General features: G+C 72.0%; 21 protein-coding genes and 1 tRNA gene. 7 read left to right on the top strand and 15 right to left on the bottom strand.

All coding sequences use genetic code 11. From position 1 onward, the window contains the following. Window positions 1-95 precede the first annotated feature (95 nt). The 4 genes from AB0F56_RS21160 to AB0F56_RS21175 all read left to right on the top strand — a co-directional run bounded on the left by AB0F56_RS21160 (window position 96) and on the right by AB0F56_RS21175 (window position 2930). Window positions 96-572, top strand: coding sequence for an Lrp/AsnC family transcriptional regulator (locus tag AB0F56_RS21160; RefSeq protein ID WP_362011812.1), 477 nt, complete (start codon window positions 96-98; stop codon window positions 570-572). 84 nt (window positions 573-656) lie between these two features. After that, a complete protein-coding gene (locus AB0F56_RS21165; RefSeq protein WP_362011815.1) occupies window positions 657-1274 on the top strand; it encodes a winged helix-turn-helix domain-containing protein in 618 nt (205 codons plus the stop codon). Window positions 1275-1320: 46 nt separating this feature from the next. Further along, entirely contained in the window at window positions 1321-1521 is a 201-nt protein-coding gene (locus AB0F56_RS21170) for a hypothetical protein (protein ID WP_362011816.1), read from the top strand. After that, window positions 1518-2930 carry an MFS transporter gene (locus tag AB0F56_RS21175; protein ID WP_362011819.1) on the top strand — a complete coding sequence of 471 codons (1413 nt, stop codon included), beginning with the start codon at window positions 1518-1520 and terminating at the stop codon, window positions 2928-2930. Before AB0F56_RS21170 ends, AB0F56_RS21175 begins: the two co-directional genes overlap by 4 nt. Here the strand turns inward: AB0F56_RS21175 and AB0F56_RS21180 are convergent. Together AB0F56_RS21180 and AB0F56_RS21185 are read right to left on the bottom strand one after the other, a co-directional pair. Next, a complete protein-coding gene (locus AB0F56_RS21180; protein ID WP_362011820.1) occupies window positions 2863-3654 on the bottom strand; it encodes a S16 family serine protease in 792 nt (263 codons plus the stop codon). The two genes, AB0F56_RS21175 and AB0F56_RS21180, sit on opposite strands and share 68 nt — an antisense overlap. 9 nt (window positions 3655-3663) lie before the next feature. Further along, a complete protein-coding gene (locus tag AB0F56_RS21185; protein ID WP_362011822.1) occupies window positions 3664-4848 on the bottom strand; it encodes a hypothetical protein in 1185 nt (394 codons plus the stop codon). Between the two features lie 67 nt (window positions 4849-4915). On the opposite strand from AB0F56_RS21185, the gene AB0F56_RS21190 reads away from it, so the two are divergent. Beyond that, on the top strand, window positions 4916-5887 hold the full coding sequence (locus tag AB0F56_RS21190) for a winged helix-turn-helix domain-containing protein (RefSeq protein ID WP_362011825.1): 972 nt from the start codon (window positions 4916-4918) through the stop codon (window positions 5885-5887). A 140-nt stretch (window positions 5888-6027) separates the two neighbouring features. Here the strand turns inward: AB0F56_RS21190 and AB0F56_RS21195 are convergent, their stop codons facing one another. The 5 genes from AB0F56_RS21195 to AB0F56_RS21215 all read right to left on the bottom strand — a co-directional run bounded on the left by AB0F56_RS21195 (window position 6028) and on the right by AB0F56_RS21215 (window position 11024). Next, window positions 6028-6669 (bottom strand): helix-turn-helix domain-containing protein, encoded by a 642-nt coding sequence (locus AB0F56_RS21195; RefSeq protein WP_362011826.1) that lies wholly within the window; start codon window positions 6667-6669, stop codon window positions 6028-6030. 394 nt (window positions 6670-7063) lie between these two features. Beyond that, on the bottom strand, window positions 7064-8854 hold the full coding sequence (locus tag AB0F56_RS21200) for a DEAD/DEAH box helicase (protein ID WP_362011829.1): 1791 nt from the start codon (window positions 8852-8854) through the stop codon (window positions 7064-7066). Between the two features lie 107 nt (window positions 8855-8961). Next, on the bottom strand, window positions 8962-9345 hold the full coding sequence (locus tag AB0F56_RS21205; RefSeq protein ID WP_362011832.1) for a type II toxin-antitoxin system death-on-curing family toxin: 384 nt from the start codon (window positions 9343-9345) through the stop codon (window positions 8962-8964). Further along, entirely contained in the window at window positions 9346-9549 is a 204-nt protein-coding gene (locus tag AB0F56_RS21210) for a CopG family transcriptional regulator (RefSeq protein ID WP_362011835.1), read from the bottom strand. 35 nt (window positions 9550-9584) lie between these two features. Then, complete coding sequence (locus AB0F56_RS21215; protein ID WP_362011838.1) at window positions 9585-11024, bottom strand: MFS transporter; 1440 nt, start codon at window positions 11022-11024, stop codon at window positions 9585-9587. A 169-nt stretch (window positions 11025-11193) separates the two neighbouring features. Between AB0F56_RS21215 and AB0F56_RS21220 the strand changes: the two genes are divergently transcribed. Both AB0F56_RS21220 and AB0F56_RS21225 read left to right on the top strand, forming a co-directional pair. Further along, a tRNA-Cys gene (locus AB0F56_RS21220) sits at window positions 11194-11268 on the top strand. Between the two features lie 44 nt (window positions 11269-11312). After that, window positions 11313-11708 carry a hypothetical protein gene (locus tag AB0F56_RS21225; RefSeq protein WP_362011839.1) on the top strand — a complete coding sequence of 132 codons (396 nt, stop codon included), beginning with the start codon at window positions 11313-11315 and terminating at the stop codon, window positions 11706-11708. On the opposite strand, the gene AB0F56_RS21230 is transcribed toward AB0F56_RS21225, so the two are convergent. The 8 genes from AB0F56_RS21230 to AB0F56_RS21265 form a co-directional block, all read right to left on the bottom strand. Beyond that, the gene (locus AB0F56_RS21230) at window positions 11698-12366 is read right to left on the bottom strand and encodes a hypothetical protein (protein WP_362011842.1); all 669 of its coding nucleotides are present in this window, start codon (window positions 12364-12366) and stop codon (window positions 11698-11700) included. The genes AB0F56_RS21225 and AB0F56_RS21230 overlap by 11 nt on opposite strands. Window positions 12367-12420: 54 nt before the next feature. Next, complete coding sequence (locus AB0F56_RS21235) at window positions 12421-13059, bottom strand: hypothetical protein (protein ID WP_362011844.1); 639 nt, start codon at window positions 13057-13059, stop codon at window positions 12421-12423. A 4-nt stretch (window positions 13060-13063) separates the two neighbouring features. Beyond that, a complete protein-coding gene (locus AB0F56_RS21240; protein WP_362011847.1) occupies window positions 13064-15403 on the bottom strand; it encodes a hypothetical protein in 2340 nt (779 codons plus the stop codon). 12 nt (window positions 15404-15415) lie between these two features. Then, complete coding sequence (locus AB0F56_RS21245) at window positions 15416-15841, bottom strand: hypothetical protein (RefSeq protein ID WP_362011850.1); 426 nt, start codon at window positions 15839-15841, stop codon at window positions 15416-15418. Between the two features lie 113 nt (window positions 15842-15954). Then, the gene (locus AB0F56_RS21250; RefSeq protein WP_362012000.1) at window positions 15955-18243 is read right to left on the bottom strand and encodes a molybdopterin cofactor-binding domain-containing protein; all 2289 of its coding nucleotides are present in this window, start codon (window positions 18241-18243) and stop codon (window positions 15955-15957) included. 35 nt (window positions 18244-18278) lie between these two features. Next, window positions 18279-19562 (bottom strand): 2Fe-2S iron-sulfur cluster-binding protein, encoded by a 1284-nt coding sequence (locus AB0F56_RS21255; protein ID WP_362011853.1) that lies wholly within the window; start codon window positions 19560-19562, stop codon window positions 18279-18281. After that, entirely contained in the window at window positions 19559-20434 is an 876-nt protein-coding gene (locus AB0F56_RS21260; RefSeq protein ID WP_362011855.1) for an FAD binding domain-containing protein, read from the bottom strand. Before AB0F56_RS21260 ends, AB0F56_RS21255 begins: the two co-directional genes overlap by 4 nt. Before the next feature lie 225 nt (window positions 20435-20659). After that, window positions 20660-22279: a beta-N-acetylhexosaminidase gene (locus AB0F56_RS21265; RefSeq protein WP_362012002.1), complete on the bottom strand. Its 1620-nt coding sequence runs from the start codon at window positions 22277-22279 to the stop codon at window positions 20660-20662. Window positions 22280-22282 lie beyond the last annotated feature (3 nt).

The raw sequence follows: 22282 nt of genomic DNA on the forward strand, positions 1-22282 counted from the left end.
GCTGCGCAATAGTTCGCCTCAGGGCTGGGCAATATGCACAGTGGTAGGCCAGGATCAGCGGATGACTTGTACAGGATGACCATGAGGAGGTCCCCGTGGCGATCGATCATCTGGACGGCCGGCTGATCGTGCTCCTGGCACGTGAACCGAGGATCGGGGTCCTGGAGGCCTCGCGCCGGCTCGGCGTGGCACGCGGCACCGTGCAGGCCCGGATGGACCGCCTCCAGGCGAACGGGGTGATCCGCGGTTTCGGCCCGCAGGTGGACCCGGCGGCGCTGGGGTATCCGGTGACGGCGTTCGCGACCCTGGAGATCAAGCAGGGGCAGGGGGCGGATGTACGGGGGCATCTGGCGACCGTCCCCGAGGTGCTCGAACTGCACACGACGACCGGCCACGGCGACATGCTCTGCCGCCTTGTCGCCCGCTCCAACGCGGACCTCCAGCGGGTGATCGACCGGGTCGTCGGCTTCGAGGGGATCGTGCGGGCGTCGACGGCGATCGTGATGGAGAACCCGGTGCCGCTGCGGATCATCCCGCTGGTGGAGCAGGCGGCGGAGGACGGGGCTGAGTAGCCCGTAGCCGGGACGGTCAGAGTTCCAAAGAAGTGGTTGCAAAAAGTCCTTGCAACCACTTCTTTGCATGTCTACGCTCAAGCCATGCCCGAGCCCGAGAAGCAGTCCGAGCCCCAGTCCGAGCCGCAGCCCGAAAAGCTCGCGGTCCGTTCACTCGACCCCCGCTCCCTGCGCGGCCTCGCCCACCCCCTGCGCATCCAGCTGCTCCGCAGCCTGCGCCAGCACGGCCCCGCCACGGCCTCCCAACTGGCCGAGCGGCTGGGCGAGTCCAGCGGCGCGACCAGCTACCACCTGCGCCAGCTCGCCGCCCACGGCTTCGTCGAGGACGACCCGACGCGGGGCAAGGGCCGGGAGCGCTGGTGGAAGTCGGCCCAGCAGGGCACGACGTTCGACGAGTCGCTGTACCGGAACCGGGACCCCGAGGTGCAGGGCGCGGTGGCGGTCTACCTGCACGAGATCGCGACCATCCACACCCAGGAGCTGAACACCTACCTCGGCACCCGCCACGAGTGGGACGAGGAGTGGCTCGGCGCCTCCGACATGAGCGACTTCACGCTGCGGCTCCCGCCGGCCGTACTGCGCGAACTCGACGACAAGCTCCACGCGCTCATCGAGAGCTACCGCACCTCCCCCGCCGCCGAGGACCCGGAAGCCCGTCGCGTACGCGTGCATCTGCACGCCTTCCCGCAGGCCGAGAACTGAGCCCAGCGGCCACACACCCACCACAGCCGGAAGGGATCACGAAGTCATGCACGCCGATGTCCACCTCCTGCTCCACGACCTCCGAGCCGCCGAACTCCACACCGCCGCCGCCACCCTGGCGGAGCACCCCCTCCCCCGCACCCCGGTACGCACCCAACTGGGCTGGACCTTGGTCGAGTTGGGGCTCAGACTCGCCGTCCCCGGCGGCAAGCAGGCCGCCGCCCGCACGGCCACCCTCGCCGCATGAGCGGCCCCGGGAAACACGTACACCCGTCCCACTTACGACCGCCGCCCTCCCCCCTCTCACCGAACCGCACCCCCCTGGCCACCGTCCTGGCCGCCAACGCCGTTTCCGTCACCGGCAATTCGCTGACCCTCATCGGTGTCCCGTGGTTCGCGCTCGACACCACGGGCAGCCCGGGCAAGGCGGGTCTGGTCGCGTTCTGCGCGGCGGTCCCCGTCGTCGTCTCCGCGATCGTCGGCGGACCGGTCATCGACCGGATCGGGCGCCGGCGGATCAGCGTCGCCTCCGACCTGGTCTGCGCGCTCGCGCTCGCCGCGATCCCGCTCCTGCACCGCGCGGGGCTGCTCGAGTTCTGGATGCTGTGCGCGCTGATGGCCGTGACCGGCCTCTTCCACGCGCCCGGCGAGACCGCCCGCTCCGTCCTCGTACCCGACCTCGCCCGGCACGCCGGGACCCCGCTCGCGCGCGCCGCGAGCCTCTACGACGCGGTGTCCCGGGGCGCACGCATGACGGGAGCCGCCCTGGCGGGCGTGCTCGTCGCGGTCCTCGGCGCCGACTCCGTCCTGTACCTCGACGCGGTCACCTTCGGGCTCTCCGCCCTGCTGATCCTCGTCGGCCTGCGGGGCGTGGGGGCGGCCGCGCCGCTGCCCGACCCGCCTCCCTTCTCCCTCTCCGGCTACCGCGCCGACCTCCGGGAGGGGTACACCTTCGTGCTGCGCTCCCGGCTGATCCTCGGCATCGTCGTCATGGTGATGGTCACCAACGGCCTGAACCAGGGCTGGAGTTCGGTGCTCCTGCCGGTGCACGCCCGGGAGAACCTCGGGGGCCCTGCCGCGCTCGGCCTGATGGTCGCCGTCTTCGGCGGCTGCGCGCTGCTCGGCGCGCTCGCGTACGGGGTGGTCGGGCACCGCTTCCCGCGCCGGGCGCTCTTCACGGTCGGCTTCCTGCTGTGCGGCGCGCCGCCGTACGTCACGGCCGCCCTGACCGACACCACGGCGCCGCTGCTCGTGGTCCTGGCGGCGGGCGGGTTCGGGGCGGGTGTGCTCAACCCGATCCTGGCGACGGTGAAGTACGAGGTCGTCCCGGACGAGCTGCGCAGCCGGGTCTCCGGGGTGAGCACGGCCGGGGTGCTTCTGGCCACCCCGCTCGGCGGTCTGGCCGCCGGGCAGCTGGTCGAGGGGGCCGGGCTCACGGTGGCCCTGTTCGCCTTCGGCGGGGTCTACTTCCTGGCCACGCTCGCGCCGATGGTCTTCCCGTCCTGGCGCACGATGGACGCACCGCGCACGGACGCACCACCCGTGGACGGGCCACCCGCGGGCGGACCGCCCGAGACGGAGCGGGGGCTCAGCAGCTCGGGACCTTCGCGTCCTGCCCCTGCTCCAGCGCCCGGAGCGAGTCCACCGCCTCGCTGAGCGTGGTGACGGGGATCAGCCGCATCCCCTTCGGCAGCTCGGCCTGCGCGTCGGAGCACTCCGCCTTCGGTACGAGGAAGACACTCGCGCCGTCCCGCGCGGCGGCCTGGGTCTTCAGGGAGACCCCGCCGACGGCGCCGACGGCACCGTCCGGGTCGATCGTCCCCGTACCGGCGATGGTCCGCCCGCCCGTGAGCTCGCCGCCGGTCTGGCCGTCGAGCTTGTCGACGATCCCGAGGGAGAACATGAACCCGGCGCTCGGCCCGCCGATGTCGGCGAGGTGGAGCGTGACCTTCACGTCCTTCGGGTCGAGCTTCAGATAGCCGAGGGCGGCCACGGTGGCGGCGTCCTGCGACTCCTTCATCGTGCCGAGGTTGTGCTTCTCGACCTCGGCGTCCGACTTGCCGGGCGGGTAGACGGAGTCGCGCGGCAGGACGGCCTGGTCGGTACGGAACCAGGCGTCGGCGATGTCGGCGAAGTCGTTGTCCACGCTCGGCCCGGTGGCCACGATGGTCGTCATCAGGAGCTTGCCCTCCGTCTCCTGGACGGGTGCGCCGCTGATCGTGATCACCGGCCGCCCGTCGACCGCGCCGAGCACGTCGGCGGTGGTACCGGGCGAGGCGATCGCGAACGGCAACGGCGCGAGCCCGACGACGGCGAAGAGCGCGGCGACGGGCAGGGCACAGAGCGCGAGCGCACGGTGACGCGAGAGACTGGAGAGCACGCCCCCAATCTACTGGTCGCCCCCGACGGGCAACCGCGCCCCAAGGAACCCCCGCACCTGACGGCGCACCGCGCGCACGGCAGCCCCCGCCTCGATCGCGCCGACCAGCCGGACCCGGTCGGCCTCGGTCGTCAGCCCGGCGGCCTGGAGCTGGGGCACGAGGGCGGCGTAGTCGGTGAAGACCCAGTGGTCCGCGTCGGCGAGCTGCCGCCGCCGGGCCCGCGCCCCGGGGTGGGCGAGCAGCGCGCCCCAGGAGCGGTCGAGCCGCGCGTCACGGAAGCCGTCGGTGCCGAGCAGGAGCAGCGGCCGGTCGACGCCGTCCCGGGCCACCGGGAAGAGCGTGCCGTCGACCTGGTCCAGGTAGCCCTCCAGGTTCACGGCGGCGGCGAAGCGCCGGTCGTCGTACAGGGCCTGTGCGGCGGTGGTGCCGCCCGCGGAGTGCCCGAGGATCCCGACCCGCCCGAGGTCGAGGGCGCGGCCCAGGGGGCCCTCCAGGGCTTCGAGCCGGTCGAGGACGAAGCGGACGTCGGCGAGCCGGGTGTCGATCATGGTGCGGAACTGCTCGGCGTCGGGCGGGCCGGTGAAGACCGACTGCCGCACCTTGTCGCGCCCCGGCCGCGCGGCGGGGAACTCCACCTGGCTCGCGTCGCCGGGGTGGTCGACGGTGACGACGACCCAGCCGTGGCTGGCAAGCTCCTCGGCGAGCGAGGTGCCCATGGTGCGTGCCTCGCCGCCACCGGGGCTGTAGAGCAGCACGGGCCGCCGGCCGCGGGCGACGGGGGCGCCCGGGTGGGTGTGGGTGAGGGTGGCGGCCCAGTCGACACCGGCTTCGGGCAGCCCGTGGACGGCGGGCGCGAGGAAGGTGAAGAGCCCGGCCTCGCCCGGGGTCAGCTGCGGCGCGCGCGGGTATCCGCGGACGGTACGGGCGGGGTGGAGGACGGTCACCATGACCTCCCGTACACCGATCTCGGGCGCCCAGGGGTCGTTGCGGGACGGGTCGACGAGGTGGAGGGTGGTGGCGCCGACGGGGTACGGGCCGGTGGGCGCGGGCAGCCGGAGGACGAGGTCGCGCGGGGCGAGGGCGGCGGCGCGGGCGGCGGCCGGGGTGAGGACGGCCAGGGAGGCGGCGAGCAGCCCGGCTCGGGTGACGGCCCGTCGGCTGATGAGCGGCGATGTGGCTTCTGTGGTTTCCATACGGGCAGGCTGGCGCCGGACGGCGGTCCCGGGCGAAGGTTGAGGCTGTGATCGAAAGGCTTGCGCGGTGACGATCCGGATCGGTTTCACGGCGGAGGACTTCGCCCGGGTGCGGTTCGCCGCGCGCCCTGCCCCGGTGCCGGAGCTGAACGCGGCCTTCCAGATGATGTTCGGCGGCGGCGACGCGCTGCTCTTCGGCCGCTGGCGGCGCCGGGCGCTGCGGTCCCTGCCGGACGCCGTGGCGCCGCTCGGGGACCTGGTCCCGGCGGGTGATCCCCCGCTGTTCCTCGACGTCCTCGGCGAGACCCTTGCCGAGGGCCTGGACCTGGTGGAGGGGGCTCCGCCCGGCCTGGTGCGTGCGGAGCTGGAACGGATCTACGCGGGCCGCCCGTCCCCGGGGTGGATCCGCGAGCTCCACGCCGGCGGGGCGGGCGCGTGGCCGGTGCTGCGGCGCGCGCAGCGGGCGGCGTTCGAGACGGTCGTGGCACCGGTGTGGCCGCTGGTGCAGGACCTGCACCGGGCGGAGTTCACGCGGTACGCCCTGCTGGTCGCCGCACACGGGGTGGGCACGGCCCTGCCGCTCCTGGTCCCGGGCACGCGGCTGCGGGAGGGAACGTGGGAGTGGCCGGGGGCGGACGGACCGGGCGGGCGGGAGATCACCCTCACCGGCCGAGGCCTCGTCCTCCTGCCGACCTTCCACTGGACGGGCCGTCCGCTGGTCCAGGACCTGCCGGGCCGGCCGGTGGTGGTGACGTACGCGGCGGGCCCCGGCCTGCCGCTCACCCCGGACACGGCCCCCGGTACGGACGGGTCCCTGGCTGCGGTCCTGGGCCGTACCCGCCTGGAACTCCTCCGCGCACTGGCCGACGCCCACACGACGACGGCCCTGGCCCGCCGCCTGGGCGTCAGCAACGCGACGGCCTCGGCGCACGCGTCCGCGCTGCGCGGGGCGGGCCTGATCACGACGGCACGGGCGGGCCGTGCGGTGGAACACCGCAGGACGCCCCTGGGCGCGCTGCTGGTGGGCGACGGGGGCTGACAGCAGCGCCTCGTAGAACCCATGCGCGCGCCCTGGACCTTGGAGCCGTGCCCACGCCTACCGCAACGCGCCGGGCCCGTACCGCAACGCATCGCGACTCCAACCGCAACGCCTCAGCTCCTACCCCACCGCGTCAGCTCCTACCGCAACGCGTCGGCGACTTCCCTGGCCGCGTCGACGACCCTCGGGCCGACGCGCTCCGGGACGGCGTCCGCGAGCATGACGACGCCGACGCTGCCCTCGATGCCGGTGATGCCGACCAGCGGCGCCGCCGCCCCGCTCGCGCCCGCCTCCAGCTCGCCGTGGGTGAGCGTGAAGCCGGGTTCGATGAGGTTGCCCTGGCGGGCCGCGAGGATGGCGCGGCCTGCCGCGCCCCGGTCGAGCGGGTGGCGGAAACCGGCGCGGTAGGCCACGTGGTAGTCGGTCCAGGTGGGTTCGACGACGGCGACCGCCAGCGCCTCCGCCCCGTCGACGAGGGTGAGGTGGGCGGTGGCGCCTATGTCCTCGGCCAGCGAACGCAGCGCGGGCAGCGCTGCCTCGCGTACGAGCGGATGGACCTGGCGGCCGAGCCGCAGCACGCCGAGGCCCACCCGGGCACGGCCGCCCAGGTCGCGTCGGACGAGGGCGTGCTGTTCGAGTGTGGCGAGCAGACGGTAGACGACGGTCCTGTTGACCCCGAGTCGGTTGGACAACTCGGTGACGGTCAGGCCGTGGTCGGTGTCGGCGAGCAGCTTGAGGACCCTGAGGCCCCGGTCGAGCGTCTGGGAGGTTTCCGCGGTCACGACGCCCTCTCCTTCGGAGTGAGTGACGGCGGACCTTCAAACGAGAGCTGCGACACCGGTCCCGCGGCGACGCACGTCAGAGGCCGCCGGCAGGCCATGCGCACCGGCTGCGCTCCGCGGCGGCGCTGCCACGGGGCGTTTGCATTGCGGGGACAGTAGCGAGCCACTCCGCTCAGCGGAAGACCTCGTCCAGAATCCGGGCGCGTGCGCCCCGATAGGCCGGGTTCGCGGTGTACGTCGTCCCGTCGGGGGACTTCGGCGGACAAGATCGGCTTTGTCGTGCGAGCGATTCAGGCCAAGGGAAGGGTTCGGCACTGCTCGTACGTACGAACGAACCGCACCGATCCGCGGACGTACGGCCCCAGGAAACGGCCTTCTGTGGCGGCCCGGCGCATCACCGCATCCGGGTCGCCCACTCCTGCACCTTCTTGATCCGCTCGCGGATCTGCCCGGCCGTGGCCTCGGCGCTCGGCGGCCCGCCGCAGACGCGGCGCAGCTCGGTGTGGATGACGCCGTGGGGCTTGCCGCTCTGGTGGACGTACGCGCCGACCATGGTGTTGAGCTGCTTGCGCAGCTCGAGGAGTTCCTTGTGGGAAACGACGGGTCGCCGTTCGGCGGGGAGCTCGAGGAGGTCGGCCTCGGTGTCGGGCTTCTTGCGGCTGTGCGCGATCTGGCGGGCCTGCCGCTTCTGCAGCAGCAGCTGCACCTGGTCCGGCTCCAGCAGGCCCGGGATGCCGAGGTAGTCCTGCTCCTCCTCGCTGCCCGGGTGGGCCTGCATGCCGAACTCGGCGCCGTCATAGAGGACACGGTCGAAGACGGCGTCGGACTCGAGCGCCTCGAAGGGCAGCTGGTCCTGCTCGCCGGTGTCCTCGTCCTGCTGCTTCTCGGCCTCCGCCATCTCCTTCTCGGACTCGGCGTACGGGTCCTCCTCGCCGTCCTTCTTCGGCTTGTCGAGGACGTGGTCGCGCTCGACCTCCATCTCGTTGGCGAAGCCGAGGAGGTTGGGGATGGTGGGAAGGAACACGGAGGCGGTCTCGCCGCGCCTGCGGGAACGTACGAAACGTCCGACGGCCTGGGCGAAGAAGAGCGGGGTCGAGATCGTCGTGGCGTAGACGCCGACAGCGAGACGGGGAACGTCGACGCCTTCGGACACCATGCGGACGGCGACCATCCAGCGGTCGTTGTTCTCACTGAACTCGTCGATCCGCTTGGAGGCGGCGGCCTCGTCGGAGAGGACGACCGTGGCCTTGGTGCCGGTGATCTCGCGGATCAGCTTGGCGTAGGAGCGGGCGGAGTCCTGGTCGGAGGCGATGACGAGCCCGCCGGCGTCGGGAATGCCCTTCCTGACTTCCGTCAGCCGCTGGTCGGCGGCGCGCAGGACGTTCGGCATCCAGTCGCCGCGCGGGTCGAGGGCGGTGCGCCAGGCCTGGGAGATGGCGTCCTTGGTCATGGGCTCGCCGAGGCGGGCGGCGATCTCGTCACCGGCCTTGGTGCGCCACCGCATGTTGCCGCTGTAGGAGAGGAAGATGACGGGCCGCACCACACCATCACCGAGGGCGTTTCCATACCCGTAGGTGTAGTCGGCGGAGGAGCGCCGGATGCCGTCGTTCCCCTCCTCGTACGTGACGAAGGGGATGGGGTTGGTGTCGGACCGGAAGGGCGTACCGGTCAGGGCGAGGCGGCGGGTCGCCGGGTCGAAGGCCTCGAGGCAGGCCTCGCCCCAGGACTTGGAGTCACCGGCGTGGTGGATCTCGTCGAGGATGACCAGGGTCTTGCGCTGCTCGCAGCGGTTGCGGTGGAGCATGGGGCGCACGCCGACACCGGCGTAGGTGATGGCGACGCCGTGGTACTCCTTGCTGAGCGGCCCGGCGCTGTAGTCGGGGTCGAGCTTGATCCCTATCCGCGCGGCGGCGGCGGCCCACTGCTTCTTCAGATGCTCGGTGGGGGCGACGACCGTGACCTGCTGCACGACGTGGTGGTGCAGCAGCCAGGACGCGAGGGTCAGCGCGAAGGTGGTCTTTCCGGCGCCGGGCGTCGCGACCGCGAGGAAGTCGCGGGGCTGCTCCTGGATGTACTTCTCCATCGCGCCCTGCTGCCAGGCGCGCAGCTTGTTGGCGGTACCCCAGGGGGCCCGGCCGGGGAAGGCGGGAGAGAGGTGATGGGAGGAGGTGGCGGTGGTAGTCACGGTCTCCGGTTCGACGCTCGTCCAGATATGACAACCGGGCCACCTTACCGGCGCCCCGGCCGCAACCTCGTCCGAACGCCCCGGGGTGCGGGCGGGTGCGACTCAGCTCACGTCGCTTCGTGCAGCCCCCGTAGCCGCCGCGCGATGAGGCTCACATCTTCCAGCGCACCCGAGGCCACCTCGATGACCAGCTTGTACGCCTCGTCCTGGTCGACGTCGACCATGTCCCTGCCGTTGAGGTCGAGGAAGACGACGGTGGACATCCAGGCCATGCGCTTGTTGCCGTCCACCAGCGGATGATTCACGGCGAGCGACTGCAGGAGCGAGGCGGCCTTCTCGAAGAGGTCGGTGTACGCCTCGATCCCGTACATCTGCGACTGGGGGCGATGCACAGCCGACTTGAGCAGACCGAGGTCACGCACGGCGATGGCCTGTCCGGCGCAGGCGAGCTCCGCCAGTTCGAGGACCTCCTCGGCGGTCAGGTACTTCACCTACTCCCCCAACCGCTTCAGCAGCTCCGCGTGGCGCAGCGCATACTTGGCGCCGAGCTTGCGGACGGCCTCTCGGTCGACCTCATGCTCCAGATAGCGGTCGATCGCCTGAAGCACTATGGCGTGCATGCTGCGCCCTTCCTCCTCAGCGCGGAGCTTGAGGGCTTCTTGCTGGTCGTCGCGGAGACGCAGGTTCATTGCCATACCATGACGGTACCACCCTTGGGGTCATGGTGGTACTACTTTCGCAACCGCGTAGCGACCCACGCCCCCACCAGCGCCACCCCCGCCATCGGAAGGAAGACCGCGGCGAAGGCCGCCGGGTGGGCAGCCGTCGTCGCGGACACGGCATGGCCCACCGCCCCGCCCCCCAGCGCGGCGAAGGCGGCACCCCCGACCGCGAGCAACAGCACGTTGGACAGGCCGTCCGAGATCTGGAGGGCCGCCGAGTTCGCGCCCGCCTCCTCAGGGGCGGAGAGCTTCAGGAGCAGCACGCTCGTCGAGGAGATCACCAGGCCCATGCCCAGGCAGCCCCAGGCCCAGGCGAGGGCGACGATCCAGGCGGGCACCCAAGGCACCAGCACGGTCGGCGCGGCGGCGATCGCGGCGGCGACGAGCAGCATCCCGATCACGACGAGCCGCTCCCGGTACGGCTCCGTCCACGGCCGGGACTGGACCCACGACCCGAGCGCCCAGGTCCCGCCGCCGACCGCGAGCGAGAGGCCGGCGAGCGTGGGGCTGAGGCCGCGCTGGGTGACGAGCATGAGCGGTACGAAGGACTCGGCGGCGATGAACGACCCCGCCGCGATCCCACGCAGCAGCACCACGGACGGCAGGCCCCGAGCCGCCCGGTAGGTGCCGCGCGGCAGCAGCCCGAGCACGGCGGGCACGAGCAGCGCCGCGCCCGCGGCGGCCGGGAGCAGCGAGAGCCAGCGCAGCTCCTGCCCGGCGAACTGAAGGAGCCCGGCGCCGGCGGAGATGCCGAGCGCGAGCCGGATGCGCCGCGGGTCGTACGGCGGGAGGGGCGCGGCGGGATCGGCGGGCCCGGAGGCGGTCCGCCGTATCGCAGGCAGAGCAAGCGCAAGCGGAAAGACGACAAGCACCGGGATCCCCACGAACACCCACCGCCACCCGAGGTGCTCGGTGATGGTCCCGGAGGCGAGCGGCCCGACGACGGAGGGGACGACCCAGCTCGCGGCGAAGGCGGCCATGATGGCGGGCCGCAGCTCCTCGCGGTACGCCCGGCTCACCACCACGTACAGCGCCACGATCACAAGCCCGCCGCCGAGCCCCTGCACGGCCCGCCCGAGGATGAACAGCCACATCGTGCCGGCGGTCCCGGAGAGCACGAGCCCGGCGGCGAAGGAGCTGATGCCGACGGTGAGCGGCGCGAGGGGCCCGCTGCGGTCGGACCACTGCCCGGACAGGACCATGGCGAAGAGGCTGGTGGTGAAGTACGCGGAGAAGGCGAAGGCGTACAGCGGGATGCCGTTCAGCTCGCGCGCCGCGACGGGCATGGCGGTCCCGACGGCGGTCGCCTCGAAGGCGATGAGCAGCACGACGGAGACGATGCCGACGCTGAGCGCCCGATGCTCCCGATCGAGCACGGACCCGCCGCCCGGACTGGGGACGGCGGTGGCGGGCGCGACGTCTGCGTCGCGGGGTTCGAGGGCGCTCATACCCCCAGAGTAAGAGGCATAGCCCGCTCTGACCCCTGTCCGAAGTCCCACGCCCACTGGTCCCCTGGACGTACGACCATGAACGCGCCATGACAGTCATGTTGCACGACCCCGGATTCCCTTGAGCCCCTCCTCCCGCCCCGCCTACGGTCGTACTCGTGCACAACACGACCGTGTGCCCGAGTGGTTGAGGGGCTCGCCTGCAAAGCGAGTTACGTCGGTTCGATTCCGATCACGGTCTCCACTGGATCTTCACAAGTCCGCCCGGGGTGTGCCAGAGTCCGGGACATGACTGACACGGGCATGAGACGCCGCCTGGGCGCCTTCGTCGGAGTCGGCGTCTCGTGCGCCCTGCTTCCGGGGATCACGCTGAACGGGGACACGTCGGACGCGGGCCTCGCCGTGCTCCTGGCCGGCCTGGTGATCGCCGTCCTGACCCAACTGATCTACATAGGCCCGTCCGAACCCGTCCCCGCCCTCCCCCTCCTGGCCTTCGCGGCAGCCGGCTTCATCCAGGACGCCCTGATCTGGTGGCTCCTGTCCTGGCTGGGCAACGAGACCGACATGATCAACGTGACCGGCTTCGGCACGATCCTCCTGGCCGCCCTGATCACACGCACGTCGATCCTGACCCTGTCCCTGACAGGAACCTCACGCACGACGGACGACCCGATCACGGACTGACGGCGACGGACTTCGCCGGAACCCCGGACGACAAACCGGTGTCCTTGCACCCCAGGTCGGCGGCGACACCACGAGCGGCGGCGTTGGCCAGCGTGATCACCCGTACCCGGGCGTCCTCCCCTGAGGACTTCCCACCGGTCGGCCCCTCCACCCTCGTCTGGACCACGATCTCGTGAGCGGGGGCATCCATGCGGCACCTGAAGAACACCGAGGCGGAGCTGTCGGACGCGTACGCCCTCCCTCCGGAGGAGAAGTAGGTCACGCCGTCACCGAACCGAGGATCACGTTCGGGAACCTCCAACTCCGGGCGGAGCAGCACGCGCAGAGATGCCTCACCACCCTCGGCCGGCAGCAGCCAACAGAAGGGGACAGCCTGCGCCCGAGGCTTCCCGGTCTCCGAGTTCGGACCGACGGCGGCGGCCTCACGGAGGGCTTCGATCGCCTTCTCAGGTTCGGACAGGCTGCTGGTGAAGCGATCGGTACCCATCACAGCCCTGAGCGCGGCCGTGGAGGGCGCGTCCTTCTCGAACCCGCCGCACACCTCCGCCGCCGGAGCCTCCGCGACAGGGCCCTCGTCACTGCCGGACGAACAAGCCACCGCCGACAGGGGCAGGAGCGCCAACACGACCACGGCGGCGCGCGTTCTCCATGCCGCCATCACGTCACGCCTCCCCATCCTTCTTCTCCTCGCACGGGCCCGCTCGGCAATGGCCTACTTGGGTTTCAGCACCGGCTTTTCGGGCAATCCCGCGTCGTTCTCACAGCCCAGCTTCCTGACCACGGCGAGAGCAGCCGAGTGGAGCACGGTGAGGTTGGCCTCGCGGATGGCGACTGTGTCGGCGGGCTCGGGGCGCCCCACGTCCAAAGATCCACGGATACGGGCGGGCCGCTCCCCCGACCCCTTCAGACGTGGACTCACACACTCGACGAAGATCATCGAGCGTACGAAGCCCGCATGCGCTTCGATGCCCATCTCGTACGGGTGCATACCCCTGGGTCGCACCTCGCCGAGCAGATCGGACGGGTGATAGAGGCCGAAGTTGATGGCCAGGTCCTCCGGTCCAGGGTCGGCGCCCACCTTGCACCGATGGGACTTCTTCGCCCACCTGGCCCGGGCCTCGTAGTCCGCCGTGATCTGCTCCGTGGTCCGCGTCAGCCAACCACGCCCCGCTTCGCTGAACCTCTTGGTGTTCAAGACCTTCTCGAGAGCCTCGGCCGGCGCTCCCGGCGCAATGGCACCGTCGCACTGCTGCTGAGCCGTGACCCTCGGAGGCTCTTCCTCGCCACCGCAGGCAGAGAGGAGAACGCAGCCGATCAGTACGGCGGAAGCGGCCCGCCATGAGCTCCTCACGTCGTCACTCCGTCTCCGGGTCATTGCCCTGCTGGTTCTCCCGGGCGTTGCCCTGGAGGTATCCATGATTCAGCGACTCGATGAGTTCCTGCTTGAACTCCGTGCTCACCTCGCTGCGGTGATACTCGGTGAAGCGCTCCATGGGCGCTTCGGCGCTGTACCTACCCGCTGTGTAGATCGAGGTCTTCTCCTCCCGGATCTTCCCTTCCGTCTCGTCCTTGTGCTCCTCAACGGACTTGTCGGACCAGTCGCCGATCACCTGACCGGCCAGCGTCTCGACGGCGCCCGTCCCCGTGTCGATCGCGAGCGGCACGAGCACGGCCGCGGCTCCCGCAGCCGCCGCGGTCGCCGGCAGAAAGGCCACGCCCGCCGCGACCGCGGCAGTCGTACCGAACCCGATCCAGGCCGACTTGGCCGCCTGGGCCTTCTCGTAGTCCTCGTGGACCTTCATCCCATGCGCCTCGACCTGGTCCGCACGCGACTGATCCAGCAAGCCTTGGAGCGTTCCGGTGGTGTAGACGGCCGCCCGGGCGGATCCCTCGTCGATCCGGCCATCCGGACCGACCTGCGCTTCCAAGACGCTCGTGGCATAGACCCGTTCGGCGGTGGACACCGTCGCGTAGGAGTCCGGGTACTGCCCCAGGGCGCTCAGGAATTCGACGGTTGCCTCTCGGCCGAGAGCGGGGTGGGTCGCGGTGACATCCGCTTCGGTGCCCTTCGGCGCGAAGACACTCTCGGGATCGTGCTTGGTCAGAGCCCAGTTGAGGTCGTCGATGTAGCCCGCTCCCATGTTGCCGAGGCTGTCCGCCATCGAGGACTGCTTCTCCAGGAGCCCCGCGTCGCGATAGGTGGCAACGACCTCGTTCATGATGCCCGCAGTGGTCGCGTCCCGGCCCAGCTTCGGGTTCGGATCGTCCCAGGCATGGCCGAGCGTCGCCGCCTCAAGCGCGTGTCCCAGGGCGTCGGGCATGAAGTCCGCCGCCGCCTTCACCCCATCGGGGTGACGCCCGTCGACGTCCGGGAAGCTCTCGTACTTCTCGTTCGCGAAGAAGTCGAGATAGTTGCCGATCGTCTCACCCTCCGCATTCTTGCCGAGGTCGAGGTCGCCACCAGAAGTGCCGTCCTCCTTGTACGCCGTCGGCTCCTGCGAGAAGAACAGCTTCGCGGCCTCGGGGCTGTGCCCCAGGGCCTCCAGCATCGGGATCATTGGGTCGTAGCCGGATCCGTTGACGCCGGAGGGGTTGAACGGGCTCTGCACCCCGCTGAAGGTCTTATTGTCGGCGAACCTTCTCGGGTCCGCCTGATGGAGTTGAGCCACGTGCTCGGCGATCGGGTTGAGGAACTTCGGGTCGTAGTTGCCGGAGCGCATGATGCCGCCGAGCAACTGGTAACCGAATGGCGCGTTGTAGTCGTTCTTCGCCATCGGAATGCGCTCGGTGCCCAGTTTGCGCATCTCCGCGGACCAGCTCTCGGTCCACTTGTCACCGCCCTGGGTGGCAGCCGCGAGATTGATGCCGAGGTTCTGCTGGAGTGCCTGCACATCCTTCAGCCGCTGCTCGTCCAGCTTCCCGAACTGAGAGGTGGAGGAGGACAGCTGCCCGAAGAACTCCAAGGCCCCCTTCGGGCCCAGCCCGTTGTAGAACGTCCGGGAAAAGTCCTTGGACGTGCCGTTGTCCTTGAGGAGTTCGTTCAGGCGCTCCAGTTCCGCGTGGGTGAGAGCGCGGCCCTTTTTGGCGAGATCGAGCGCGCGGTGTGCCTCTTCGGCGTCCAGGCTGCCGTATGCAGGGGCGCTGAAGTTGTGCTTGTCCGTGGTGATGTTGGCCTTCAGGGCGTTGGAGCAGGCCACGTCCGCGTCGTCGCACGTCTCGACCACGGCGGCGATCCGGCGCCGCATCGCGTCGATCGCGGCGCGCTCCTGGTCCACCAGGACGTGGAAGTCGGGGTTCTGTGTGTCGACCCGTTCCCTCGTGCCCAGGACCGACTGCCGGGACTCGACCGTCCCGTCCGCCGTCACGAAGAGGCCCTGCGCGGGCGCCTCGGTCTCCACGATCCGCTTGAGTTCGTCCTGCGCCTTCTTGAAGGCCTCGTACGCGTCCTCCAGGATCTTGTGGATGCCGCCCGCCGCCTTCGCCGCGTCCTCGAACTCCTTGGCCGTCTTCGCCACGAACGGCTTGGTGACCTCGGCGTTCAGGCCGCGCCAGTAGTCGTCCTTGGCCTTCGCGGCCATGGTCGTACGGGCGTCCTCGGCCAGCTTGTCCAGTTTGGCCTTCATCTCCGACCAGTCGTCGGCGGCGGCCTTCATCTTCGCGAGCGGGGCCCGGTGGACATGGTCGAACGTCAGCACGTCGGCGCCGCCCTACTTCAGGTACGTGCTGATCGCGGACACCGACAGCGAAGCTCTGATGTCCTCGTCGTCCTTGGCGTGCTGGGCCGCGCTGTAGTCCAGGTGGTTGGAGATGTGGGCGCAGGCGTCCAGGAGCGTGCCCAGCTGGGAGCGCCAGGTCTCCTGGACCGTCGTCAGCGCGGCGCCCGTGCGGAAGCCCGCGCTCGACATGCCGGTCGCGGCGGCCTCGGTGGTCGTCCGGGCGTGGTTGCCGTCCTTCACGAGCCGGCCGTGCAGCGCGTACGCGGCGCCGCCGATCGCCCCCAGCGCGTCCTGGCTGACGCTCAGGTCCGCGGGGCCACCGCCGCCGCCCTCGGACGGCAGCTGATTGAGCCGCGTCCGCGCGTCACGGTCCGCCGCGGCCCGCTTCAGCCCGCTCCACTCGTCCTCGAACGACACAGTTCCCCCTCGCGACACCGAGACCGACACCGAGACCGACACGGAACGCCACCCTAGCCAGACGCAAAGTCACCCTCTGTGTCCAGCGGCGCGTTCCGGCCAGTCGGCCGCGGCTACGCGGGCGCCGCCCCCACCGCCGCCTGCGGGCGGATCGGGAGGCGGTTGATCGGGCGGCCCGTCGCCGCGCGGACCGCGGAGGCGACCGCTGCCGGGGAGGTGACGACCGGGACCGCGCTCGCCGGCTTCGCGCCGAAGGGGGCCACCACGTCGCGCTCCTCGACGAGCTTGACGAGGCGGATGTCCGGGGCGTCCAGGGACGTCGGCAGGGCGTAGCCCGTGAAGTCCGGGTGGCGCAGGAGGCCGCGGGCCGTGCGGAGGTTCTCCGTGAGGGCCGCGCCCACGCCCTGCGTGACGCCCGCCTCGATACGGGCCGACAGCTGGGCCGGGTTCAGGACGCGGCCCACGTCCTGGGCCACCGCCATCTCCACGACCCGTACCGAACCCAGCTCGATGTCCACGTCCACCACCGCGCGGATCGCGCAGAACGCCAGGCCCACGAACGCGTCGCCCTGGCCGGACTCGTCCAGGGGCTCCGTCGGGTGCGGGCGGCACTGGGCCGTGGCCCACAGTTCCTTGCCGTCCATCGCCTCGGTCACCGTGGTCGACAGGACACCGTCGTACGACGTGATCTTGCCGTCCGTGATCTGGAGCAGCTCCGTCGACATCCCGAATTTGTGGGCCAGGGGTTGCAGGAGCTGCGTGCGGACCATCTTCGCCGCGCGTTCCACGGCGCCGCCCGACACCCACGTGTGGCGGCCGTGCGTCGCCGGGCCCGCCGGCGGCTGGTCCGTGTCCACCGACGCGACATGGACCTCCTCCAGGCCCAGCGTCTCCTGGACGATCTGGCGCGCGAGGGTCGCGAAGCCCGAACCCGTGTCCACGGCCGCGCAGATGACCGTCGCCACGCCGTCCTGGACCTTCACCGTCGCTGTCGAGACCTCGTCCGCGCCCTCCGCGCCGAGCATGTGGACCATGCCGACCGCGTAGCCCACGCCCCGGCGCACCGCGCCCGGTTCGCCCGCGCCCTCGGGGCCGCCGGGCAGCAGCCAGTCCTCCTCCGGGGTGTCCATCGGGAGGGACGGGAGGGGGAAGTCGCGGACCGCCGCGAGGAGTTCCGCCACCGGGGCCGGGCACGTCACCGTCTGGCCCGTCGGGAGGATGTCGCCGGTCGCAAGCACGTTGCGCAGCCGTACCTCCACCGGGTCCAGGCCCAGCTTCGCCGCCAGCTTGTCCATCTGTGCCTCGTACGCCGCGCACACCTGCATCGCGCCCTCGCCCCGCACATGGCCGGACGGCGGGTTGTTCGTACGGACCGCCCAGCCCTCGATGAAGGCGTGCGGCACGACGTACGGGCCGCAGGCGAAGGACACGGCCGCGGCGAGGGACTCCGAGGAGGCGTCGGCGTAGGCGCCGGCGTCCAGCAGGATCTGCGCCTCCACCTTCACCAGGCGGCCCTCCGCGTCCGCGTGGTGGCGGTAGCGCAGCAGCGTCGGGTGGCGGTGGGCGTGGCCGAGGAAGGACTCCTCGCGCGTCGCCGTGAGCTTGACCGGGCAGCCCGTGCGCAGGGCGAGGAGGCCCAGCGGGATCTGGAAGCCCGGGTCCTCGCGGTCGCCGGTGGCTCCCGGGACGCCCGTCACGACCACCTTGACCTGCTCGGGCGCCAGGCCGAAGCAGGCCGCCGCCAGGTCCCGGTCGGTGTGCGGGTCGGTGGAGGCCGTGTAGATCTCGACCCCGCCGTCGGGGCGCGGCACGGCGAGGCCGGCCTCCGCGCCGATGGGGGCCGGGTCCTGCCGCCCGATCCGGTACAGGCCCTCGACCACGACCTCGCCGGTCGCGTCCGCGTCCCCGAACCGCAGCGGGATGTGCCGGATCAGGTTCCCGTCCGGGTGCAGCGCCTCGGCCGCGAACGCCTTCTCCGGGTCGGTGACCGGCTCCAGCACCTCGTACTCGACCGCGATCGCCGCCGCCGCGAGCCGCGCCGTGTCCGGGTGGTCCGCGGCCACGGCCGCGATCGCCTCGCCGTGGTGGCGGACCAGGTCGGAGGCGAAGACCGGGCGGTCGGCGACCGTCCTGCCGTACGTCGCCTCGCCCGGCACGTCCGCGTGCGTCACCACGGCCCGTACGCCCGGCAGGTCCGCCGCCGCGCTCGTGTCGATCGACACGATCCGGGCGTGCGGGTGCGGCGAGCGCAGGATCGCCGCCCACAGCAGGCCCTCGGCCCACAGGTCGGAGGCGTACGGGAAGGTGCCCTCGGCCTTCGCCCGTGCGTCGGCCGACGGCAGGGAGGTGCCCAGGCCGTGCGGGGCCGCCTCCTCCGGTTCGAGGTCGAGGGGGTCGACCACCGTGGGGGTGGGTGGCGCGGTGGTCGCGTCGCTGCTCACGCCATGCCTCCGTCGTGCGGGTGGGGAATCTGGTGCGGGATGCGCGCCTCTTCGGCTGCCGCGGCCGACGCCGCCGCCTGCGCGTCGCGCTCGGTGACGACCTCGCGCACGGCGTCGAGCACGCCCCGGTAGCCCGAGCACCGGCAGAGGTTGCCGCAGAGCGCCTGGCGGGTCTCCAGCTCGGTCGGAGCGTGGTTCCCCTCGAGGAGGTCGTGGACGGTCATGGCCATGCCGGGTACGCAGTAGCCGCACTGGACGGCCCCGCAGCGCGCCAGGGCCCGCTGCACGTCCGACGGTTCGCCGTCGGTGGCCAGGCCCTCGACCGTACGCACCTCACTGCCGGCCGCCGTCGCCGCCGGCACCAGGCAGGAGGCCACGAGCCGGCCGTCGACCTGCACGTTGCACGCACCGCACTCGCCCTGCGAGCAGCCGTCCTTGGCGCCCGCGAGGCCGAGCCGCTCCCGCAGGACGTAGAGCAGCGACTCGCCGATCCACGACTCCGTCACCGGACGGTCGGCGCCGTTCACACGCAGGGTGTACGAGATGTGCGGGTGCTCTTCGCTGTCCGCGCTGCTGCCCGTGGAGGCGGCGGGAACGGGGTCCTCCACGGCGGGGAGCGGCTCCGGCTCCTCGACCGACGGCTCCTCGACCGACAGCTCCTCGGACGCGGCGACCGGCTCCTCCGGCCGCTCCTCGACCGGCGCCTCCGCGGCCTCCGGCTCCTGCACCGCCCACGGCGCCGGAGCGCCGCCCGGCAGGGTCGCCGGGGCGCTGCTCGCGTACTGCGCCAGCATCGACGTCGTGTACTCGCCCGACTCCTCGGACGCGTCCGCGCCCTCCGTCACGACCGGAATCGTCCACTGACCGGTCGAGGCGGAGCCGGAGTCGGCCGGGAGGGCCTCCTCCGTGAAGTTCCACTGGCCCGTCGCGTGCGGGTCGGGCTCCCCCGCATCGGGGAAGGTCCACTCGGCCGTGGTCTGCGCGTCCGGCTGCTCGACGTGCTCCGCCGCCGTCGGCGTCTGCACCACCCACTGGCCCGTCGCCGCCGGGTCCGTCCCCGCGGCCGGGGTGAGCGGCGTCAGCGGCACGATCATCGGCGGTACGTAGCCGTGGCCCGGGGCCTCCAGCGGGACGCCGTCGAGCATGAACTCCGGGGGCAGGTGGACGAAGGCCGTGGCGTCGCCGTCGTACCCCTCGCTCTGCGGGATCGGCTCCCAGCCGCCCGCGTTCCCGTGCCCGCTCCCGCTCGCGTTCTGGTTCTCGTTCGGTTCGTTGCTCACGACAGCGCCCTCCCCAGTGCCCGTCGAGCCAGCGCGGCGACCGTGCGCCGCAGGTGCAGTACGGCAGGTGGCAGCTGCTCCTCGCCCGGCGGGTCCGGGATGCAGGCCGCCGCCACGTACTCGCCGAAGGCCGTCAGCGCCTCCGGGGCGAGGCCCCGGTCGCCGTCCCAGTCCACCAGCGAGGCGATCCAGTGCTCGGCCTCCAGGGGGCGCAGCGGCATCGGGGCGATCGCGCCGACGGCGCAGCGCACGCCGCGTCGCGCCGGGTCGAGGACGACGGCGACGGAGGCGGTGGCGCGGGCCGGGCCGGTGCGTCCGGTGGCCTTGAGGAAGACCTGCGGGGCGTGCAGGAGGGGTACGCGGACGAACGCGACCAGCTCGCCGGGGGCCAGCAGGTCGCGGCCCGCCAGCAGGTGGGAGACCGGGATCTCGCGCGTGCCGAGCGGGCCCATGACGACGAGGTCCGCCTCCAGGGCCGCCAGGACGGGCAGCGAGTCGCCCGTGGGCGCCGCCGTGACGACATTGCCGCCGAGGGTGCCCGCGTTGCGGATCTGGGGCGGTCCGGCGGCACGTGCGGCGGCGGCCAGGGCGGGGATGAGGGCGGCGAAGTCGGGGCGGCCCATCCGGGAGTGGGTGAGGCCGGCGCCGAGGAGGGCGTGGCCGTCCTGGTACTGCCAGCCGCGGATCTCGTTGATCCGGCCGAGGCCGACCAGGCCGGCCGGCCTGAGCTGGCCCCTGTTGACGGCGGCCATCAGGTCCGTGCCGCCCGCGACCGGTACGGCGGCGGGCATGGCGGTGAGCGCCGCCACGGCCTCGTCGAGCGAGGCCGGCAACGTCACGGACTGCGCCGTCTGTGGTGCGTGCGTGGTCAACCCGCTGCCCCTTCCCGGTGTCCCCGGCGGTCCCCGACTCGTCCCCGGCTGTCGCGCCTGTGTGGCCGTACCGTACGTGCTCACAGGCTGGACGTGGCAACTCTGGCACATCTTCCGAGCCGTCCGACGCGAGGGTCCGCGAAGGACGGTTCCGTCCAGGAAGCCCCACCGGAGACGGTAACTTCCGTTTTGCCGCTCTTGGGTGACGTGGGGACGCGAGGTGCCTCACACGTTCGGGGGCGCCCCCTCGATCGGCCTGCCGAGGACCCCGGGCCGCTGCTGCCACGGGTGGGGTCCGGCGGGCGGCCGGTAGTCGACGCCGAGGGCGTCCAGGCGGCGGTAGTGGGCGGTCATCCGGCGCTCGAACGCGGCGAAGTCCCGCTCGTCCGGCGCGGGCAGGGCGGACCAGGCGACCTCGGCGAAGGCGGCGAGGCGCGGGAAGGTCTGGTAGTCGACCCGGGAGCGGTTCTCCACGACCTCGGTCCACACATTGGCCTGGGTGCCCAGGACGTGGGCGGCGGCCTCGGGGCTCAGACCCGGCGGGACGGGCTCGAAGCGGTAGACGTCCTCCAGGGTCCGTACGAAACCGATGGGCATCGGCTCGTCCTCGCCCGCCGCCTGACGGTGGTCCAGGTACACGTACTGCTCGGGGCACATGACGACGTCGTGGCCCGCCTCGGCGGCGGTGACGCCGCCCGCGTACCCCCGCCAGGAGGAGACGGCGGCGCCGGGCGCCAGGCCGCCCTCCAGGATCTCGTCCCAGCCGATGAGGCGGCGGCCCCGGTCGGCGAGCCAGCGGTCGAAGTGGCGGATGAACCAGGACTGGAGCTCGTGCTCGTCGGCGAGGCCCAGCTCCTTGATGCGGGCCTGGGCCGTCGGGGACTCCTTCCACTGGTCCTTGGGGCACTCGTCGCCGCCGATGTGGACGAAGGCGGACGGGAAGAGGTCGAGGATCTCCTCGAAGACGCCCTCGTAGAAGCGCAGGGTGGCGTCCGTGGGGGCGAGGACGTTCGGGTTGACGCCCCAGGTGTCCCAGACGGTCAGCGCGCTCGTGTCGACGACGTCGGTGTTGCCGAGTTCGGGGTAGGCGGCGATGGCGGCCTGGGAGTGGCCCGGGATGTCGATCTCGGGGACGACGGTGATGTGCCGCTCGGCGGCGTACGCGACGATCTCGCGGATGTCGTCCTGGGTGTAGAACCCGCCGTGCGGCGTCTCGTTCCACAGCGGCGAGGCCCGGTGCCCCCACTTCGTACGGGCCCGCCAGGCACCGACCTCGGTGAGGCGCGGGTGGCGCTTGATCTCGACGCGCCAGCCCTGGTCGTCCGTGAGGTGGAAGTGGAAGACGTTCAGCTTGTGCGCGGCGATCAGGTCGAGCTGGCGCAGGACGTCGTCCTTGGGCAGGAAGTGCCGGGACACGTCGAGCATGAACCCGCGCCAGTGGAACCGGGGGGCGTCGGTGACGACTTGGGCGGCCACGGCCGCCACGGTGCCGGGGCGCGGGGCCTTCCGGAAGGCGTCGGGGCCGAGGAGCTGACGCAGCGTCTGGGCGCCCCAGAAGACCCCGGCCGGGTCGCCGCCCACGATCTCGGCGCCGTCCGTCGTCACGGTGAGGCGGTACGCCTCCGGCCCCAGCGTGCCGTCTACGCGCAGGGACAGGCCGCCCGTGCCCTCCGGCGCGGGCGGCAGCGGCAGGCCGAACGCGGCGCCGAGAGTGGCGCGCAGCCAGCGCTCCGTCGACTCGGTGCCGGGCGCCGCCGTGAGGGTCGTACGCCCGCCCAGGAGGAAGTCGCCGGAGTGGGGGCCCTCGACCTTCGAGGGCGCGGGGATGAGGTCCTTGTCGGCCATGTC

It is taken from the genome of Streptomyces sp. NPDC026092, assembly GCF_040638605.1.
In the GTDB taxonomy this organism is placed as follows: Bacteria; Actinomycetota; Actinomycetes; order Streptomycetales; family Streptomycetaceae; genus Streptomyces.